Origin of the sequence: Furfurilactobacillus siliginis (assembly GCF_001437435.1) — a bacterium.
GTDB lineage: Bacteria > Bacillota > Bacilli > Lactobacillales > Lactobacillaceae > Furfurilactobacillus > Furfurilactobacillus siliginis.
In genome coordinates this window covers 25,501-45,849 of the sequence record NZ_JQCB01000004.1, presented here as the reverse complement: position 1 = coordinate 45,849, position 20,349 = coordinate 25,501, and the positions used below count along the sequence as shown (strand labels likewise).

Here is a 20,349-nt window from a genome sequence, read left to right as displayed (position 1 = left end):
CGTCACTGTTACCCTGTTTTGTCGGAGAGTGTCGCTCGCTTTGCGAGCGGCACAACCCGTTAGTGCCAAAGTAAAAGTCAAACGCAACAGCAAATAACCGCGCCAACAGTTTATGCGTAGACTGTTGGCGCGGTTATTTGATGTTGCAGTTAACTTTTACTTAGAGTGAACGTTGGCCGCTACAGTTACCGTGGCGGCGAGTTTACTTCGGCGTTCACTGGGTTTGTGTATTGCCTGCAAAGCGGGCAATACACTCCTCCACCGTCAGGTCATTAGCAACAGAGACCAGATGTAACACCGAGAACGAAGGGCTGCGAAAAATTCGCAAAGCCCGTAGTGGTAAGGCGTCACATCTGGTCGACGGTGAGCGAAGCGAACTTGCTAATGGCTTGACGGTGGAGGACACTCACCTTGCTGCAGTCGGCGTCGGACCGTCAGTCAACGTCCATTCAAGTCCTGCAGCGTATGTGCCACCGGTGACTTGTTGGGTGGGCGCAATGTCCAACTGACTGTTAGTTAAATCGGCGGCCCAGCTCACATTAGGGTCACCAGTCGTCTTGACTACCGTTTTATGTCCGTTATCAGGCAATTGCGTGAGCGGCCGATTTAAACTATCGACTAAACGGAGTCGATTTGCGCCGGCTTGACCTAGTTGCTGATGCGTCAGCGTGTTGGTGAATGGGGATAAGGCCGCAGTTAGCGTCCAGCCGGTGCTGTGTGGTCTGGGATCATAGATGTAAATTAGATTTCTATCGTTACCATCGAAAGTCGTTTGATTACGAACGTTACCTGGACTAACAGCGTGCAGCGTTGTTCCATGACGAATTTGGGCAATGGTTAAAGCTTGTCCATCGAGCGATGTAAACGTAAAGTTCGGGACAGCCTCCAGCGTCATCTGGTTACCCTCTAGAATGGTTAGTCTGGCCGAGTTGGTATTGGTTGTTTGACTGACACCACCAGGCTGAATCGTGGCGTAATAGTGATTACCATTTTGACTCATTGTGGTATTTTTGATTGTTAACTGACCGTTTTTAGTGCCATCCTGACCATTTGTAATTGCGAATTGAGCATTGTTATTGATGGTGGTGTCCTTACCGTCAGCAGCTATTTGATGCCAGGAACTGACAGCTGAACCACTTGGAAAGCCATTGGCACTAAACGTTGCATCTTGCCCTTCACCGACAATATTGTCTTGCAAGGCACCGACGTACATTGTTTTATGGGCGGTCAGACCGTTAGATGTTGTTGCGGTGACCTGGACGGGGCCATATTTGGTACTATCTTCGCTGGCGACTAAAGCGCCGGTTTGATCGATGGTCGCAATGTCGGTTCGGTCGATGGACCAGCTGATGGTATCTGTTGCGTTACTTGGTGTTAATACTGGGAGCATGTTTGTCCGGGAGCCATTTGGCAGTGTGTCGTAAGGTGCGTCGAGTTTAAAGCCGGTGGCATGCACAACTTGCGGCGATACCATTACTTTAATGGGATTGGACCAGTAGATGTTGGTTTGAAATAAACTGGCATAGGTAGATTGTACTTGATAGTAGATTGTTTGAACCTTATCAGTGGTAACGGTATTTGTATAGCGGTTTTGATTGCCACTGACCGGTGATACCTGTGACCAAGTCGCACTTTCATTGGTGGAGGCCCACCAGGTATTCGTTACCCGCGGCAAAAACTGACCGACACTGCCGACAGTATTGACGTTTAGCGTGTAGGGCTGGCCAGAGACAACGTTTTGCGAGACCGGTTGCTGTGTGAAGCCGCCGGTAAATTGCACGACCCAAATATGGAACGGTGGTTCACTGGGTGGCTCACGCTGAACGGTGGCTGCTTGAATGCCGATTGTAAACGTAAGCAATAAGCAAAAAAGGGTAACGGCAATGGTGTAGATGTGTGACTTTGCTTTCATGTTTAACAACAGTCCTAACTTTATTTTGTTGAGAAACGACGCTTGCCAAGTAAGTAACCGGCAATGACAAGAACGGCTGCGACCAATGCACCTAAGCTGATGTATAGCCAAGTCCAGTTGTGGTGTGTGTTAACGTGATTGACTTCAGCTGCCGCCTGTCTAGAAATCGTGAACGGGCGATCTAGCTGCCACGTGTGAGAACCGGATTTTCCTATCAGGTGCATGTGGTAGTGGCCTGGGGCTAAGCGTTTATGCAAGGGGACGTGGTAATCAAACATGCTAACAGGCGCCACGGCATAATTATGGCTGGTTGCTTTGGCGATTTGGCGATGGGAGTGGCGTGGAAAAACGGTTGCTGTTAACGTTAGCTTGCCGAATAAAATGGGTTGTTTGTTGGTAATGGTGGCCAAAAGTGTCGGTTGTTGTTGTGCGGCACTGGCAGTTACATGTGTTAACGCTAATGCGGGTTTTACGGTCAGTGTTGGTTTCTCTTGTAAATTGACAGCAATCGCCATGGCATAATGGTTATTTATTTTGAAATTGCCATTTTTGGTACCAGCAGTTGTTTTGGGATCGCTGACATAAATACCACCGAGAATTTGTCCGGCAAACGGCTTTGTCGGAATTGCTGCCGTAAACGTAACGGGTTTGCCTTCATGCGCGGCCAGATCAACGGTGACACCTGGAGTGGTCAATTTTGTGAAGCGTAACTGCGTGCGCGGCTGCCGAGCGCGATTGGGGCTATACGATACTTGACCATTATCACCAGTCCACGCATCAGTCGGCGTGACAGTTAAGGTGCGCGCATGATTCGTCAAATTAATAACACGAACGGTTAAGGCTTGTGCCGTGTTGGGTTGCACGTGGACATTGAAAAAAGAACTTTGCCCGGGTAATTGATTGTCGGGCAACACCGCTTGTACTGTGAATCCGGACCCGGAATCAGGGGTGTTGGCAGCGAGGACAAGCTGTGTACCTGCCAAAAGAATGCCGAACAAACTCGCTAAGAACCACAGGCTATGTCTAAAAAATGATTGCCGCATGAAAAGACTCCTTTAAAAATAAATGGCGAGAATTCAAAAAAGGGAGCGTGGGCCAAAAGTCGGGAAGTCGCGAGCAAGACCTAGAACTGCCGTACGGATTGGTCTTCAATCCGGTAGGTGGTTCGTCCTCTGCACAGTGATTTGTCCCACGTTTTAAATAAGAGTGCAATGCACAGGGTCATGAGCTGAATTGCACGTTTTCACTATTTAAGCCCACAAATCAAAAAGCGAGTTTGGGACAAGATGACTTATGTCCCAAACTCCTCCTCAGTGATTATGCTTTTGCTGGCATTGCCGTTGGTGCATTGACTAAACTCCAGTACAGCGTTGCTTGATAGGTGCCTGGTTGAACAGCGGTTTGTTTTTTGACGAGTAATTTCGTTGCATCAGTGTTGTAAGTTGTCGTATTTTGTCCTTGACCCTTGCCAGCACTGGCCTGCCAAACGCTATTTTCTTGGACACCCTTGTTGGCATCGTTAGCGGCAGTTGCGGCTAATGTCACCGATCCAGGCTTATTGAGGCCGGAATCAGAGGTGGTTGTGTTCGGTGCCAACGTTAAGCTGGCATCGGTGATAGTGCCTTTAGCACTGTTACTAAACTGGCCGAGAGACGCCAAAACATGCCAGCCATTGCTACTACCAGTGAAATCGGTGACAGAAAGCGCAGCCTTACTGTTACCATCGTAGTTTTCGTTGGCGTTAACGCTGCCACTGACATAGTTAAGGGTCGTGTCGTCCTTGATGATGTCACTAACGTTAGTTCCAGCAAATTTGAGATTTGGCACGGCGTCTAACGTTAAATCACCAGGTGCAACTTGAAATTCAGCGGTCGACCGACCGACAGCAGCGCTGGTAGCGTCTGTACCGTCAGCAATAAAACCTTTGCCGACGGTGGTTGTGCTACTGATGTTGTCAGTTGCCGTTCCAGGTCCGTGCTGATTACCAGTTGTCCGATCTGCGCTTACTGAAACGGTGCCGAGGCTTAAAACAACGGCCGCAGACAGTAGAAATTGTGTGGTCTTGCTCATTTTTTATTCCTCCATTGAATAAAAATTAGTGAAGTAGAAACATTGATTAATCGGCAATCAGCGCACTTTTTATTAATTTATTTATACTGTTTTATAAATATAGTAAATAAAGTAAACTGTTAAGCGCATTAACTACCGTAATAAAGTATAGCAACCAATCCATATTTGTACAATAAATCGTCTTATGGATTGATTGCTATTAAGTGTGCTTAGTTTGTTTCTGTTAGTAACTTACTGTGATGAATACCGTAAGTGAAGTAGATAAGCAGGCCGAGTGAGAACCAGATGATTGAAGCAATCCAGGTTTCTAATGGGAGCCGGAATAGTAATACCATGCAGGCGAGCCCGGAGATGATTGGGAGTACCGGGTACCAAGGAACTCGGAAACCAGTTGTGTGGTCAATATCTTGTCGACGCCGAAGTGGAATTACACCAAAGGAAACAAAAGTGAAGGCAATCAACGTGCCGATGTTAACTAGGTTTGTCAGTTGCTCCAGTGGAACGAGACCACCCATTACCGCAATGATAATGGTAACGGTCGTTAAGCTAGCAGTGGGATTCCCATTTTTGTTATCGACGTTACCAAGCCATTTAGGCAAAAGCCCATCACGTCCGATGGCATAAACTAATCGTGAAGATGAGTAGATCATGGCGAGCATCATCGTGAACATACCGGCGAGGGCACCAAGAGAAACTAATCCTGCCCCCCAGTTTTGTCCAACGGCTTGTAGGGCAAATGCAACGGGATCCGCCACATTTAAGCGTTTGTAAGAGACGATTCCAGTCAACACGATGGAGACTGCTACATAAAGAATTGACGCTACAATTAATGTGCCAATGATTCCGATTGGCATGTTGCGTTTAGGATTTTTAACTTCTGCTGCAGAAGCGGCGACAACATCGAAGCCCAAGAATGCGAAGAAGACAGCTGAAGCGCCAGCCAGTACGCCACCTTTATATGGATAAAAGGGATGCCAGTTGGCTGGCTTAACATAGAACAAACCAACGACTACGAAGATCAAAATAATGGCAATTTTGATAACAACCATCAGATTTTGCACGTGCGTAGAGGTTTTCATGCCATGACTGAGTAGCCAAGCGACAAATAAGACAACGAGAACGGCCACCAAATTGATATAGGTACCATGTGCGGGATCAAATGCGCCAGTTAAGGCGTGTGGTAAATGAATGTTGAAGCCAGCCAGTAATGCATTAAAATAAGCGGCCCATCCAGTCGAAACAGCGGCGACGGATAGCATATATTCCAGTACTAACGCCCAGCCAAGTAACCAGCCGATAAATTGACCGTAGACGACATTACCATATGAATAAGCGGACCCAGCAATTGGTAATGCCGAGGAGAACTCTGCGTAACACATTGCAGCTAGTCCACAGACGGCAGCAGCGATGACGAAGGATAAAATGATGGCAGGACCAGATTTGGTGGCGGCCACGGTACCAGGTAAGATGAAGATCCCAGTGCCGATGACGGCTCCAATTCCGAGGGCAATCAGATCACGTGCTGACATAGATTTAACTAAACGTTGATCTGCGTCAATATAATTTTCGAGTGATTCACGACGACGCATTTTTTCTAAAAGTGACATATGAAACTCCTATTCTGATTTTACTGTTAAAAAAGCCGACAAAAAGACCGTTTGGATGAAGTTGCATTGTTTCATCCAAACGGCATATGTAAACACACTTAATAGGCGCTTAACCGAATGGATGCAAACCGGAAGTTTACCGTGCTTGCATCCATTAACTGATGCAAACACTAACCAAACAGACTAAACGCGCCGTCGTTAAAGTTCTTTGAACTGATTAGTGAATGTGTCATGTGCGACCCCTTTACGAAGATGAGAATTTTCTCATTTAATGGAATTTACTATAACGATTTTAATAACATGCGTCAAGGCAAAGTTTTTAAACGAACACGAATGGTGTAAACTAAATTCTTGGTAGAAATGAAACGGAGGATTCTCATGAAGAAACGTGTCTTTGTCATTACTGGTGCGACCGGTACTGGCAAAACCACCGTCAGCGATTACTTACGGGATTATTATCACATGCCCAAAGTAATCACCCATACCACCCGACCACCTCGTAAAGGGGAAATGAACGGCGTGGATTACTATTTTGAAGATGCAGCCTCATTCGAACAAAATCATTATTTGGAAGAAGTTGAATACTCTGGTTATCGCTATGGCTCTTCGCATGAAGGGCTTGATGCAGGTTTTGAAAAGAACCCGTACATTACCATTGTGCTAGACACCAAAGGGGCCATCACATATGCACAAGAGTTAGGCGATGAAGCAGTGATCGTTTTCTTGACAGTTAGTGAGGATGAAGCATTGATTGACCGGATGACAAAGCGCGGCGACGACACTTTGATGTTGCAACAGCGCGTCGACAGCCCTGAATATCGACGCGATTTGACCTTGCCCAAAGCATTACAAGATGTGGCCCACGTCATCGTTAACGACGATTTAGAAACGACCAAGGTTAAAATTGACGCCTTGGTCAGTGAGATCATTGCGACGGATTAGTGTTGCTATAAATTTATTCATGAATCTGTTACACTTATTAACAGTAATGATTACGATTTGATGTAGGGAGGCTTCCTGATGACGAAAACAGTTGATGATGCAGTGGCAGTGTTGCAACAAAACCACTTAAAAATCACCAAGCAACGACGCACGATGCTTAGTTTTTTGTGTGCGCGACCTGACCATTACACGGAGGTCACTCAAGTCGATGCGTATATGCGTGATTTTTATCCGGGGATGAGTCACGCGACCATCTATCGGAATATCAAAGAGTTTGAGGAACTTGGTCTCGTTGAACAGCAGGTGGAAGGCGAACAGGCACGGGTTAAGTTTCAGTGCGATTTTGCAAACATGCATCACCATCACTTCATCTGTCGTAACTGTGGACAAGTAACCGAATTAAAAATGTGTCCGTTAGATTATTTCAGTGACCAGTTACCTGGTGCTAAGATCGAGGGCCATCGTTTTGAAATGTACGGCCTGTGCGCAAATTGTGCAGCAACCATTGAAGCTTAACGAAAAGATCAAAACTTATTAAGTTCCAGCTAAATAAAACCCGTCAACGTGTTGTGTTGGCGGGTTTTGTTTATACTAAACATGCTAGTTACAACGAAAGTATCAGTGAGTGAGGAGTTAATTATGGATCGTCGAATTCCACCTTTTGTCACACCCGTCGCCGTTGTGTCTGTTATTTTGGCACTGTCGGCAACAAATATCGTGGTGAATAAAGTGACTAATACATCAGAAGGGGCCCCCGTAACGCGGACGGTACCTAATAAGACTAGTGATCAGTCATCAACTGACACGACCACTAATCATGAACAATCGCATAGCGATAATCAAACAGATACTTCATCAACAAAAGAGCAGTCAACACAAGCATCAACGGACAAGCAACCGACGACAAACGGACAATCACAAGCACCTGCGGAAAAACAATCATCTGCAGCAAGTTCGTCTGTTTCAACACCGACCACCGCTAACAGTGCTAGCGAAGGTGGTGCTTCACAAGCGCCAGCAACAAATAACGACAATACGACACATTAACAGGGAGGAATGCTGATATGTTAAGTTTGCTCGACATGGCCAATCACTTCCTGGGATACTTTAATGTGAACACGAAGTTGAAGGGCCGCATTTATACCGTACTTGGTTTTTTAGGCGACTGGTACTTGCTCTATGTTGGTTGGCGGTTTATTCAAAATGGTGGTTACGTGCGTGGCGGTCTCATCGTGCTTGCCTTTCTATTTTTGATGTACTGCACCTTAGTCAATTTCTATTTTTACTTTTTGAAAAAACGGTTTGTCTTGGACCCGTCTGAACGTATCGCCCAAGTTTTAGGGGATGAACGCTTAAAGGAACAAGATAACCGCTTTAGCGAACGGGATCGTTTGAGTCACTTTGCGCCGGCCACAGGTTTGTATGATGATAAGCAGGTAATTCCGGCAAAGGTCGAGGTGTCTGGGACGCAACATAAGAACTTGGCACAGATTGCCGCGGAGCTAAAAGACGCACAGTTACTGCCCGAGGATTATGCTGGTGCAAGTGAGGCAGAAGTATTAGCACAGGCCAAAGAAACGGGCAAACCAGTTTTTGCGATTGGAGATGGGGTGCCGCTACCGTTCTTTGATTTACGTGAAGAAAGCGAACACTTTGTGGTGTACGGTGGCATGAATCAAATGACCGCATTGCCAGTTGGTCGCATCACCAGAGTTGGCTTGTCGGATATTAAAACGGCCAATGCAAAATTTAAATTATTTGTGGCGACAGCGGTCCTGCAAGGCGGGACTGCGAAGTCTGCAGGACGGTCAGGTGCCATTGAACGTCAACTCCCATATACAATTAAGGTTGAAGTCGCATTTAGTGAGAAAGCACCGGTAAAGACCAATAATTAGGTCAACTTTAAAAGTAATTTTAAAAAAAGGGCGTGTCGAGTTAGGTTCTGCTTTGACACGTCCTCTTTATGTGGACTAAACTTAGTAAATGACCTTGAGAATCGAAACCGTTTGCAACGGCAGAGCAGGGCAAGACTTATGTGAGGGTGAGGAACCAACTATGTCAATGATTGAATTTCATGATGTACAGAAATATTACGGCGATTTTCATGCGTTAAAAGACATCAACTTAACCATGGAAGCCGGAGAAACGGTTGTTTTAATCGGACCTTCAGGTTCAGGTAAAAGTACGCTTTCTCGGACCATCAATGGTTTGGAACGGATTCAAAGCGGACAATTGATCGTTAACGGGCAGGATTTAGCGAACCCTAAGACAGATATGAACCGGATCCGTAAGAATGTCGGAATGGTATTCCAACATTTTAACTTGTATGAAAACAAGACGGTTTTGGAAAATATCATGTTGGCACCACGGATCGTATTGCATAAGAATGAAGCTGAAAACAAGAAATTAGCAATGGAATTGTTGGATCAAGTTGGTTTAGCTAACAAGGCTGACAACATGCCATCCGCTATTTCTGGTGGACAAGCACAGCGTGTTGCCATTGCCCGTTCATTAGCGATGCAGCCAAAAGCGTTGATCTTTGACGAACCCACATCTGCATTGGATCCAGAAATGATCGATGATGTTTTGGGTGTTATGAAGACCATTGCCAACGATTCTAGTATGACCATGCTGGTTGTTACCCATGAAATGGGCTTTGCCCGTGAAGTGGCCAACCGGGTTATCTTCATGGCTGATGGTGAAATCTTGGAAGATGATGAAACCCAAGAATTCTTTGACCACCCGAAGGAAGAACGGGCCCGTCAATTCCTGAGCAAGATCATCAACCACTAAAGCAGGAGGCAGTCGCATGAAGAAGCGATTTAGAGTTGCGGCCCTCGTTGCTGGACTTGGGGTATTACTCCTAAGTTTGAGTGGGTGTGGCCAATCATTATCAAAACAAAATGTATTACAAAATGACAAGGACGCGAACACCATTAACTGGGGTGTTAAGGCGGATACGAAGTTATTTGGTCTGATGGACGTGCAAGACAACAACATCAAGGGATTTGACGTTGATATGGCAAATCATATCACGAAGCATATTCTTGGCAAAAAGGGTAAGGCACGCTTCATTCAAGTAACGTCACAATCACGGATTCCACTGTTGAAGAATGGGAACATTGACGCCATTATCGCCACCATGACGATTACGCCAGAACGGCAAAAAGTCGTTGATTTTTCTAACTCCTACTTTGATGCAGGGCAATCTATTTTAGTTCCCAATGATTCTAATATTCACAGTGTTAAAGACTTGAACAAGCCTGGCACAACGGTATTAGGGGTTGTTGGTGCAAATTCGGTACAAAATATTAAAAAAGTAGCGCCGAACGCACGCGTCTTGGAATTACAAGATTATGCGCAAGCGCTGACTTCATTAAAAGCTGGTCAAGGGGAAGCGTTGACCACAGATAACGGGATCCTTTATGGGATGGCCGTACAAAATCCTGGGTTTAAAGTCGTCGGCGGTACCTTTACCCGTGAACCTTACGGGGTCGCTGTGAACAAAGGGCAAGAACCTTTTGTTAAAGCGGTTAACAAGGCCATCAAGGAAATGGAAGCCGATGGTGAGTACAATGCCTTAATCCACAAGTGGTTTGGGAATGTACCTGGATTTAATTACAAGGAGTTGGAGCGATAATGGCAAATATTATCTCTAATCATTGGCAAGAACTGCTAACTGGATTGGGTTGGACACTGCTTTCAAGTGTTTTGGCATTATTCTTCAGTTTAGTAATTGGTTCATTGTTTGCCATCATGGAAGTGACTGAAAATAAGGTAGCGCGGACAATTGCCCGTGTCTATATTGAAATTTTTCGGAATATTCCACTGCTGGTTATTACGAGTTTCTTCTACCTAGTAATTCCGTTATACATTACAAAAGTTAACGGCTTTACTGCTGGTACGATTGGGTTGACCATCTATACGTCTGCATTTATTGCTGAAACGGTGCGGTCAGGGATTCAGTCAGTGGACTCTGGTCAAATGGAAGGCTCACGTGCAAACGGATTGTCATTTTGGCAGGCAATGCGCTATGTGGTGTTACCACAAGCGTTCAAATTAGTCATTCCACCGCTTGGTAACCAATTCGTTAACCTAGTTAAGAACTCATCTGTTTTAGCTTTCGTGGCTGGATTTGATTTGATGTACCAAGCAAACAACATTGCTTCAACAACATTTGATACGATTAACAGTTATATGGTTGTTGGTGTCATGTACTTGATCATTACCATGCCAATCAGTTACTACATGCGTTACCTAGAGAAGCGCTTAGCGTAGGAAGGGGAGTTAACTAATGAAGTCATTTATTGATGCATATTCATGGATTAACCTCCGGTACCTACTTGAAGGACTTTGGGTAACCGTTGAGGTGTCTGTTTTATCTGTTATTTTTAGTTTCATTCTTGGCTCAGTATTGGGAATCATTCGCTACACCAAAATCAAATATTTCTCCGCAATTGTTGGATTTTTAATTGATTTGGTGCGTAACTTACCATTGCTGCTGATAATTTTCTTCACGTACTTTGGTTTACCAAACTTCGGTTTCAAACCAGCGATTATTCCAGCCACCATCTTAGCCATGACGATTTTTGAATCAGCCATGTTAGCTGAAATTATCCGGTCTGGGATTCAAGCGGTCCCATCTGGTCAAATGGAAGGTGCCCGTGCCAATGGATTAACCTATTGGCAGGCAATGTTCCAAATTATCTTGCCACAAGCGTACAAGAAGATGATTCCAGCATTGGTCAGTCAGTTTATCTCACTGATCAAGGATACGTCATTGGCAACCATCATTGTGTTACCAGATCTAACGTATCATGCACAGATTATTTACGGACAAAATGCAAACTACATCATTCCGATGTTCTTAGCGTTGGCCGTAATGTACTTCATCGTTTGTTATGGGCTGTCAGTATTGGCAAACTATATCGATCGGCGATTAGCTTAATAATCTCATTTACTACTAAACGTTTGGTGACGGCTTTGGCTGTTATCAAACGTTTTTTCTTTGTTTTTGGCTATGGGTGGGGTGCTGGAGAGTGTCGCCGGGACGACCAACTACTAGCAAACTCGCTACGCTCGTCGGCCAGATGGTGTTATCCCTTACCGCTTCGGGTTTGCGAATTCTTCGCACCCTACGCTCTCGGGATGACACCGTCTGGCCATTGCTAGTAGTTGGTCGTCCCGGCGAGTTTTGTCTGCTTTGCAGACAAAACCAGAACCAGAATCAAAGTCAGAATCAAGCCCAAAGTCGAGATCAAAACCAAAACCAAAAACAAAACCAAAACCTGCGTACAGTGAGTTATGTCGTTTAAAATATGAGCATGCTCTCATAAATGTTTAGATCAACAAATATGATGAGGATGTTCTAATGATTTGCCATATTATTTAATTGGTTTAGAGATCCTATTGTGATGCGGTTTTGACGGCTGTGAGCGCTTAGTCTGAAGATTCCGTAACGTTCGCAACGCGAACGTTACTCACTGATACTGATAACATTTGCGATGGCATGACGGCACCACGACGCGAGTGAAGTGCGCGAAGAATTCGCAAGCACGTAACGGAAGTCGTAATGCTGTCATGCCGACGAGCGGAGCGAGTTAGCAAGTGTTATCGGCATCAGTGACATTTACCTGAGCCACTATAGAACAATTACGAAAAACTGATGTAATATTAACAAACTAATAATTAGTCTTGAAAATTAGAATTTGATTAGCTATACTCTGTCTAATGACTTTTTAATGTTTGAGACTAAGACCACTTTTCACCATACAAAACGGGCAAGGTTTGGTGCACGTGAAAAGGGGCCCCGGAAATGAGGGAGTAGTATGGCAACAGATGAATTTTTAGCAATTAAAGACGTCAGCACAGCCTTCAAGATTCACGGTAGTTACTACAAGGCAGTGTCTGACGTCTCTTTAGATATTCACAATGATGAAATTTTGGCCATTGTCGGCGAATCCGGCTGTGGTAAAAGTACACTTGCCACAACGATTATGGGATTGCATGATCCTGCTGAAACGAAAATTGACGGTGAAATTGACTTTGAAGGTCAAAACTTATTGTCTTTGACAGAGGATCAATTGAACGACGTGCGTGGTGCCAAAATCGGCATGATCTTCCAAGATCCCTTGTCAGCGTTGAATCCATTAAAACGAATTGGTGAACAGATTCAAGAATCTTTGGATTATCACACTAAGATGACTGAAGCTGAAAAAAAGGCGCGTGTCTTAGAACTCGTCAACCAAGTGGGAATTCCTAATCCTGAACGGGTCATTCGGCAATTCCCACATGAATTATCAGGTGGGATGCGGCAACGGGTCGTGATTGCCATTGCGATCGCCTGCAAGCCAGATTTAATGATTGCCGACGAACCAACAACTGCTTTGGATGTGACGATTCAGGCACAAATCCTTGACCTGTTAAAGGATATTCAACGTGAAAACCATGCCGGGATCATTTTAATCACCCATGATTTAGGGGTGGTTGCTGAAACGGCTGATCAAGTTGCTGTCATGTACGCTGGGCAGGTCGTTGAACAAGGTTCCGCACAGCAGATTTTTGATAATCCTAAACATCCTTATACACGTTCGTTGCTGCGGTCAATGCCGCAACGTGATAAGGAAAATGATGACTTGTATGTCATTCAAGGGTCAGTGCCTTCGTTACAAAAGATGCCTGTTGATGGCTGTAAGTTTGCGCCACGTGTGCCATGGATTCCAGAAGCTGCACATGAGGAACATCCATCAATGCACGAAGTCGAACCAGGCCATCAAGTTCGTTGTACGTGTTACCAAAGTTTTGAATTCCAGGATGCTAAAGTTGGGGAGGTAGAGGCATGAGCTTAATTGAAGTGCACGACTTAGAAGTCCACTACCCAATTCGGTCTGGTTTTTGGAACCGGGTAACAGATGAAGTGTTGGCCGTTGATGGTGTTAGTCTCAGTATCGAAGCCGGGGAAACGTATGGGCTTGTTGGCGAATCGGGTTCTGGTAAATCAACGACTGGTAAAAGCATTGTCGGGTTAGAAAAGCCCACACATGGTCAGGTGATTTATAAAGGAAAGGACATTACGAAGTCTGCTAATCGACAAAAACTAGACTATAACCAAGACGTTCAGATGATTTTCCAAGATTCATTATCAAGTTTGAATCCTCGGAAACGAATCGAAGATATCATTGCTGAGCCACTTCGCAATTTTGGCAAGCTGAGTAAAGATGAGGAAAAACTGCGGGTTTTGCAATTATTGGATATTGTTGGTTTAGACGCCGACGCATTATATAAGTATCCGCATCAATTCTCAGGTGGTCAGCGGCAGCGGATCGGGGTTGCTCGGGCTGTTGCAACGAATCCTAAATTAATTGTGGCCGATGAACCCGTATCTGCTTTGGATTTATCAGTGCAGGCCCAAGTGTTGAACTTTATGAAAAAGATTCAACGCGACTTTAATGTTTCTTACTTGTTCATTTCACATGACTTAGGGGTTGTCCGGCACATGTGTGACAACATTGCCATCATGCACCGTGGCAGAATTGTCGAAATGGGTACCAGAGACGATATTTATAACCACCCAATGCATATTTATACACGACGGTTATTATCAGCCATTCCTGAAACGAGTGTCGCTCATCGTGAAGAAGCCCGTGCAAAGCGGGAAGCTGTTGAAAAGGAATTCCAAGAAAATCAACAACGCTACTATGATAAAGACGGCAAGGTATTGCCGTTGCTTGATGTAACTAGCACCCACAAGGTTGCCTTACCCGCGGATGAAGTTGCAAAACTACAACGGGAGGCTGATTAATCATGTGGAAAACAATTTTACGGCGTGTCTTAATCATCATTCCTGAAGTCTTTGTCTTGAGTATTTTGGTGTTCTTGTTGGCCAAAGCGATGCCTGGGGATCCCTTTACCGGATCGATTAACCCACATACGAGTTTGGCGCACATTCATCATTTGATGAAGATCAACGGTTTATACGATCCTTGGTACCAACAGTATTGGAACTGGTTAGTGCATTTATTCCACGGTGACTTGGGAATGAGTTATGAATACCAAGAACCTGTGACCAGAATTGTTGGCGAACGGGCGATCAATACACTGTGGTTAGCGGTCTTTGCCACAGTTTTGACCTATGCAATTGGTTTGCCAGTGGGGTTATATGCTGGTCGTCACCAAAATTCACGTGGTGATCATGCGATTCGGATGTACACCTATGTGACCTACGCGATCCCATTTTTCGTTATCCTCGTTATGGGACTGTGGATCTTTGGTTACTTGCTCGGTTGGTTCCCAACAACTGGATCGATTGGTACTAACGTTGGCAGTGGTTTTCCAGCAGTGATATCAAGGCTACAACACATTATCCTACCTGGGATTTTGCAGGCCTTATTCGGATTGGTGGGTATCGTGCAATATCTTCGGTCAGAAGTGATTGATGCTACCCATTCTGATTATGTACGGACAGCCCGTTCTAAAGGGGTACCTGTCAAAGATGTCTTTAAACATCACGTCTTCAGAAACTCACTGTTGCCAATTACGGCGACGGCTGGGTATTCCATCACTGGATTGTTAGGCGGCTCAATTTATACTGAAACGGTCTTCTCTTATCCAGGTATGGGACTATTGTTCGTGAGTGCGATTAACTATCGTGACTACACGGTTATTACTGCACTTGTATTGATGTATGGGGTTTTGAGTATGTTGGGAACATTGTTATCTGACATTATCATGGCTGCTGTAGATCCACGAATCCGGATTGAATAGGGGGTAAATCTAATGGCTCAAAATGATCCTTTAAACAAAAAATCGTCAATTTCCGCCGAGGATTTAACCCGGCTAAGCAAGGAAGCGGAAGCAACTGCGACACCTTCGTCACGGCAAATTATCTGGAAAGAATTTAAGGCGGATAAAATTGCCTTAACCTCTGCCATTATTGTTGTGGGCTTCATTTTATTCGTAATCATTGCGTCATTCTTCATTCCTGCAGGTAGTTATAAAGCAGTTAATATCATGGATTACTTTAATAAACCATTCACACCTGATTTTTGGCTCGGTGCTGATTCATCAGGACGTTCAGTGGCGAAATTATTGATTGTTGGATCACGTAATTCAATTGGAATCGCAATTGGATTAACGTTGATTTCAGGTACCTTTGGGATTGCCTACGGGTTAATCTCCGGCTACTTTGGTGGCATGACGGATATGATTATGTCACGGATTTATGATTTTATGCTGATGCTACCAACGTTGATGTTCATCATCGTCTTGGTCACAATTATTCAAAATTACAATGCGATCACGTTGACGTTGATTTTAAGTCTGTTCCAATGGATGGGCTCTTCTCGTTTGATTCGTTCACGGGCACTGGCAGAATCACGTAAGGACTACGTAGCCGCCTCTAAGACCTCAGGAACGAGTAACTTCAAGATTATCTTCCGGGAAATCATGCCAAATATTTCCTCGTTGATCATCGTTGAAATGACCTTGGCCTTCGCTGGTAATCTTGGGGTTGAAACGGGACTTAGCTTCTTAGGCTTTGGGTTGCCAAACGGCACACCATCCTTAGGGACGCTGATTGCCAATGCGACCGATCCAACTAACATCACCCAATACTGGTGGACTTGGCTTTTTGCCGCACTAGAGATCATCGTTTTATGTCTGGCTGTTAGTTATGTTGGGCAAGCCCTGCGCCGCTCAGCTGATGCCTCACAACGGCTTGGTGACAAATAAAGTAATGGAAAAAGAAGTTCTCATTTAAAATAATGAGAACTTTTTTCATTTATTTCTTTACATTTCTTAATGTAAGTTCTAAACTCAAAGTCGTTATATTAATTCTGCAATTATATTCACATAATTTGGGGACACATATTGAGGAGGAAATTTCATGTCAAAATCAAAACTAGCACTTGCTGGCATGGCTGCCCTTTCAGTATTAACCTTGGCTGCTTGTTCTAACGGCGGTCAAAGCTCATCTGATAAGACGGTTAAACTACCAAAGGCGTATAACAACACACAGAAAGCAGTTAAAGGCGGCACTCTAAAGATTGCTGAAGTTAACGATACGCCATTCACTGGGATCAGTGATCCTAACTTATTGTCTAACGCTGAAGATGGTGATGTATTCTCACCATCGACGCAAGATCTGTTTAACACCACTAAAGACTACAAGTTTACTAATGGTGGTCCAGCTAACTTTAAGTTGGACAAGAGTGCGAAGACGATCACAATTACGTTACGTGACAATTTGAAGTGGTCTGATGGTCAACCAGTGAACGCTAAAGATGTTGAGTATGCACAAGAAGTTATGGCTGCTCCTGATTCAACTTCACAAAACTACTCCGATGCAATGGGGCAGATCGAAGGGATGGACGCGTTCCATACTGGCAAGTCGAAGACAATTTCAGGAATTGAACTGCCTGATGGTGATAACGGTAAGAAAGTCGTTATTCACTTCAAGGAAATGTCTCCAATGATGGAATATGCTGGAGCAGGCTACTTCTCAGAATATGCTGAACCATATCACGCTATCAAAGATGTCCCAATGGCTAAGTTAGCTTCCTCTACGCAAGTTCGTAAGAATCCACTGACCTATGCACCTTACAAGCTAGATAAGGTCGTCGCCGGTGAATCAACCACATTCTCACCTAACAAGTATTACTGGGGCAACAAGCCTAAGGTGGATCACGTGTCGGTTCAAGTCGTATCTGATTCTGCCATTGAGCAGGCTTTGAAGTCACACAAGTATGATTTCACTTTGGGAACTTTACCAACTTCTAAATATCCTGATATCAAGAAGACCTCTGGCTACAAGATCCTCGGCGAACGGTCACGTTCATTTGGTTACTTTGGGTTTAACCTTGGGCACTTCGATACCAAGAAGGCTGAAAACGTTAGCGATAAGAACAAGAAGATGGCCAATGTTAAGCTACGTCAAGCAATGGCATATGCCATTAACCAGGATGAAGTTTCTAAGAAATTTGGGAATGGCTTAGATGAACGTGCAACTACGCTTGTACCAAAGTTCTATGGCAAACTACACAATGACAAGGAAAAGGGTTTCCCATTGAACATCAAGAAGGCTAACAAGTTACTTGATGAAGCGGGTTACAAGAAGAGCGGTAAGTGGCGTCAAACACCTGATGGCAAACCATTGACGATCAAGTTTGCTTGTATGAAAGGTTCTTCAACGTTGCAAGCAGCTGAAGATGATTACCTCCAACAATGGAAGAAAGTTGGTTTGAACGTTAAGTACGTGAGTGGCAAGCCAATGGAAATGAACAGTTTCTATTCAATGCTGCAAGCACCAAGCTCAGATAAATATGATATGTACTTGGCTGCATGGTCAGTTGCCACTGCACCTGAACAATCACAGGCTTACGGTAAGGGCGCTCAGATGAACATGGGACACTTTGTTTCTGACAAGAACACCCAATACTTGAACAACATGGATTCTGCTAAGGCATTCAACAGTAGCTACCAAAAGAAGCAATTTGATGGTTGGCAGAAATACATGAACGAACAAGCTGCATATATTCCTCGTAATGAAGGAATTGACTACATGCCTATTAACAAGCGTGTTAAGAACTACACCAGTCTTACACAAAACCAAGAATTCTTTGCCGATATTGCACTTACATCTAATTCAGCTGCAACGAAGTAATCGGAATCAAAAAGAAGCCACTTTGGCTTCTTTTTTTGTTTGCGGTATTCAAAAAGGGCCTGGGACATAACTAATTATGTCTACAGGTCCATTGTTGTTTTCTGATTTTCAATAGCGGAAACGTGCGTCAAAAGTCAAGTCGCTGTGCAGACTACTTCCCGACTTTTGTCTCACGCTCTTTAATCATATTAATCGACGCGGTATTCGCTAAACCGTTGGGCTGACTCATCTGTCAGTTCGACGGTTATTTTAGTGCCCTCAGCAACATAATCTGTTGACAGGATATGTGCCTTTTCGTTCAGAAAGTTCAAGATGTTTCCTTTATCAAACGGAATTAATAGCGTAACCGTTTGATAGTTTTGGAAGACTTCCTCGCGAATCATCGTGATGAGTTCTTCAAGTGAGGTATCATCGCGGGCCGAATAAACGAGCTGCTTGCCTTCACGAACAGGGTACTTAGCGTCGGTCATGTCAGCTTTGTTGAAAGCGACGATCATGGGGATGTCAGCAACTCCGATGGAAGCCAACGTTTCATTAGTGGTTGCCATCATGGCATCACTATTGTCATCGGCATAATCAACCACTTGAATCAGCAAATCAGCATTAGCGGCTTCGGCTAAGGTTGACTGGAATGCTTTGACTAAGTTATGCGGCAACTTGCTGACGAACCCAACCGTATCGGAGAGTAAAAATTGCTTTTGATCAGGCAAGGTAATTTGCCGAACACTGGTATCTAAAGTGGCGAACAACATGTTCTTTTCAAATACTTGTTTTTCGTCGCTGGAACCATATTTACGAACCAAACCATTCATGGTCGTCGATTTACCAGCGTTGGTGTAACCGACCAAGGCAACGGTTGGCAAGCCGTTTTTTTCGCGCTGCACACGTTGCGTCTCACTTGCTTTAGTAATGTCAGCAAGTTCTTCTTGCAAGTGTTTAATGTGGTTCTTGATGGTCCGGCGATCCATTTCCAACTGACTTTCACCGGCGCCACGGTTAGTAAAGCTCCCGCCACCGGCACCGGTTTGTTGATCCAGGCGTTGGTTAACACTGGTGTGCAGACGGGGGAGCTGGTACTGTAACTGGGCGATTTGCACCTGTAACTTGGCCTCACGCGTTTGGGCGCGGTTAGCAAAGATATCTAAGATCAAGGCGGTGCGATCCAAGACAGTTGCTTTAGTGATGGTTTCGATGTTGCGAATTTGTGAAGAAGTCAGTTCATCGTTAGTGACGATGGTTGTGAGATTTTCACTGGCAACAATTTCAGACAATTCGGCAACTTTTCCTTTACCAAAGTAAGTCCCTGGATGTGGACGTTCTAAACTTTGACGAATCTCTTCCTTAACGACCATGTTGTTGGCCGCGACTAAGTTGGCTAACTCAGTCATTGAATATTCAAAACTATGATCACCGGTATTCAAGCCAGCAATAATAACTTCTTTTGGTGCAATTGCGGTTTCAGCCACGTTCATCCCTCATTTCTAAATGAAAACTGCTTTGCGACAAGTATAGCATAGTGCTTAGTGTCTCCCTCAAACTAGGGTAACAGCTAGTTACGCTCGCGGGCGCGATTCACAGCGTGGCTTACCGTTAGTACCCAAGTAAACTTACGGACTAAACTAAAATTGTCGTCAGATCAGTTTAACCTTAGTGATACTGAACTAATGCTGTATTTGGTTGTTAACTTGAATATAGTGAATTTGAAGCAGGTTCGGTTTCTGGTTTGCTTACTTAATCGGTAACTGGCACTTGTGCTGTCTGTCCAGAGGGCAGACAGCACTCCACCAACGCCAAGTCATTAGCAATGGAGGCCAGCTGTCGCGCCGAGAGCGGAGGGCTGCGAAGAAATTCGCAAAGACCGAAGCGGTAAGGCGTCACAGCTGGCCGACGGTGAGCGAATGCGAACTTGCTAATGGCTTGGCGTTGGTGGACACAGCATTGTAATCGCAATAATGCTGATTAAATGAAATTTCTAATCAAATCCCCGCAAATTTACAAAAATAACAAAATGCTAATGGAATTTTGCAAGATTAGGAATCGCTTACATATCGTGTGACAACAAAGCAAAGCCTTGATATAATCGCCTTGGGTTGGCTAAACTAAATTGGCTGACGAGATTAGTAATAAATGGGAAGAACTTGTTTGACATTCACTAAATT

Annotated in this window: 18 protein-coding genes; 13 read left to right on the top strand and 5 right to left on the bottom strand. The window is 44.5% G+C overall.

What is annotated here, in order from left to right:
- Nucleotides 1-406 precede the first annotated feature (406 nt).
- The 4 genes from IV55_RS03850 to IV55_RS03835 form a co-directional block, all read right to left on the bottom strand.
- On the bottom strand, nt 407-1,912 hold the full coding sequence (locus IV55_RS03850) for a WxL domain-containing protein (protein WP_057809557.1): 1,506 nt from the start codon (nt 1,910-1,912) through the stop codon (nt 407-409).
- Nucleotides 1,913-1,932: 20 nt separating this feature from the next.
- Nucleotides 1,933-2,955, bottom strand: a complete 1,023-nt coding sequence (locus tag IV55_RS03845; protein ID WP_057809555.1) for a WxLIP family cell surface protein — start codon at nt 2,953-2,955, stop codon at nt 1,933-1,935.
- Nucleotides 2,956-3,229: 274 nt separating this feature from the next.
- Nucleotides 3,230-3,982: a WxL domain-containing protein gene (locus IV55_RS03840; RefSeq protein ID WP_057809553.1), complete on the bottom strand. Its 753-nt coding sequence runs from the start codon at nt 3,980-3,982 to the stop codon at nt 3,230-3,232.
- A 209-nt stretch (nt 3,983-4,191) separates the two neighbouring features.
- The gene (locus tag IV55_RS03835; protein ID WP_057809551.1) at nt 4,192-5,589 is read right to left on the bottom strand and encodes an APC family permease; all 1,398 of its coding nucleotides are present in this window, start codon (nt 5,587-5,589) and stop codon (nt 4,192-4,194) included.
- Between the two features lie 378 nt (nt 5,590-5,967).
- On the opposite strand from IV55_RS03835, the gene IV55_RS03830 reads away from it, so the two are divergent.
- The 13 genes from IV55_RS03830 (at nt 5,968) to IV55_RS03770 (ending at nt 18,190) form a co-directional block, all read left to right on the top strand.
- The gene (locus IV55_RS03830; RefSeq protein ID WP_057809549.1) at nt 5,968-6,531 is read left to right on the top strand and encodes a nucleoside/nucleotide kinase family protein; all 564 of its coding nucleotides are present in this window, start codon (nt 5,968-5,970) and stop codon (nt 6,529-6,531) included.
- A gap of 78 nt (nt 6,532-6,609) precedes the next feature.
- Nucleotides 6,610-7,047 carry a Fur family transcriptional regulator gene (locus IV55_RS03825; protein WP_057809548.1) on the top strand — a complete coding sequence of 146 codons (438 nt, stop codon included), beginning with the start codon at nt 6,610-6,612 and terminating at the stop codon, nt 7,045-7,047.
- 123 nt (nt 7,048-7,170) lie between these two features.
- Complete coding sequence (locus IV55_RS03820) at nt 7,171-7,578, top strand: hypothetical protein (protein WP_057809546.1); 408 nt, start codon at nt 7,171-7,173, stop codon at nt 7,576-7,578.
- A 17-nt stretch (nt 7,579-7,595) separates the two neighbouring features.
- Complete coding sequence (locus tag IV55_RS03815; protein ID WP_057809544.1) at nt 7,596-8,426, top strand: DUF6681 family protein; 831 nt, start codon at nt 7,596-7,598, stop codon at nt 8,424-8,426.
- Between the two features lie 160 nt (nt 8,427-8,586).
- Nucleotides 8,587-9,324 carry an amino acid ABC transporter ATP-binding protein gene (locus IV55_RS03810; protein WP_057809542.1) on the top strand — a complete coding sequence of 246 codons (738 nt, stop codon included), beginning with the start codon at nt 8,587-8,589 and terminating at the stop codon, nt 9,322-9,324.
- A 16-nt stretch (nt 9,325-9,340) separates the two neighbouring features.
- Nucleotides 9,341-10,171 (top strand): glutamate ABC transporter substrate-binding protein, encoded by an 831-nt coding sequence (locus IV55_RS03805; protein ID WP_057809541.1) that lies wholly within the window; start codon nt 9,341-9,343, stop codon nt 10,169-10,171.
- Nucleotides 10,171-10,809, top strand: a complete 639-nt coding sequence (locus IV55_RS03800; protein WP_057809539.1) for an amino acid ABC transporter permease — start codon at nt 10,171-10,173, stop codon at nt 10,807-10,809. The genes IV55_RS03805 and IV55_RS03800 overlap by 1 nt, the downstream gene beginning before the upstream one ends.
- Before the next feature lie 16 nt (nt 10,810-10,825).
- The gene (locus IV55_RS03795; RefSeq protein ID WP_057809537.1) at nt 10,826-11,479 is read left to right on the top strand and encodes an amino acid ABC transporter permease; all 654 of its coding nucleotides are present in this window, start codon (nt 10,826-10,828) and stop codon (nt 11,477-11,479) included.
- An 880-nt stretch (nt 11,480-12,359) separates the two neighbouring features.
- Entirely contained in the window at nt 12,360-13,373 is a 1,014-nt protein-coding gene (locus tag IV55_RS03790) for an ABC transporter ATP-binding protein (protein WP_057809535.1), read from the top strand.
- Nucleotides 13,370-14,332, top strand: a complete 963-nt coding sequence (locus IV55_RS03785) for an ABC transporter ATP-binding protein (protein ID WP_057809533.1) — start codon at nt 13,370-13,372, stop codon at nt 14,330-14,332. The genes IV55_RS03790 and IV55_RS03785 overlap by 4 nt, the downstream gene beginning before the upstream one ends.
- A 2-nt stretch (nt 14,333-14,334) precedes the next feature.
- Complete coding sequence (locus IV55_RS03780; RefSeq protein ID WP_057809531.1) at nt 14,335-15,294, top strand: ABC transporter permease; 960 nt, start codon at nt 14,335-14,337, stop codon at nt 15,292-15,294.
- Between the two features lie 12 nt (nt 15,295-15,306).
- Entirely contained in the window at nt 15,307-16,260 is a 954-nt protein-coding gene (locus IV55_RS03775) for an ABC transporter permease (RefSeq protein ID WP_057809530.1), read from the top strand.
- Nucleotides 16,261-16,414: 154 nt separating this feature from the next.
- The gene (locus tag IV55_RS03770) at nt 16,415-18,190 is read left to right on the top strand and encodes an oligopeptide ABC transporter substrate-binding protein (RefSeq protein WP_057809528.1); all 1,776 of its coding nucleotides are present in this window, start codon (nt 16,415-16,417) and stop codon (nt 18,188-18,190) included.
- A gap of 188 nt (nt 18,191-18,378) precedes the next feature.
- Here the strand turns inward: IV55_RS03770 and hflX are convergent, their stop codons facing one another.
- A complete protein-coding gene (gene hflX / locus IV55_RS03765; protein ID WP_057809526.1) occupies nt 18,379-19,662 on the bottom strand; it encodes a GTPase HflX in 1,284 nt (427 codons plus the stop codon).
- Between the last annotated feature and the right edge of the window lie 687 nt (nt 19,663-20,349).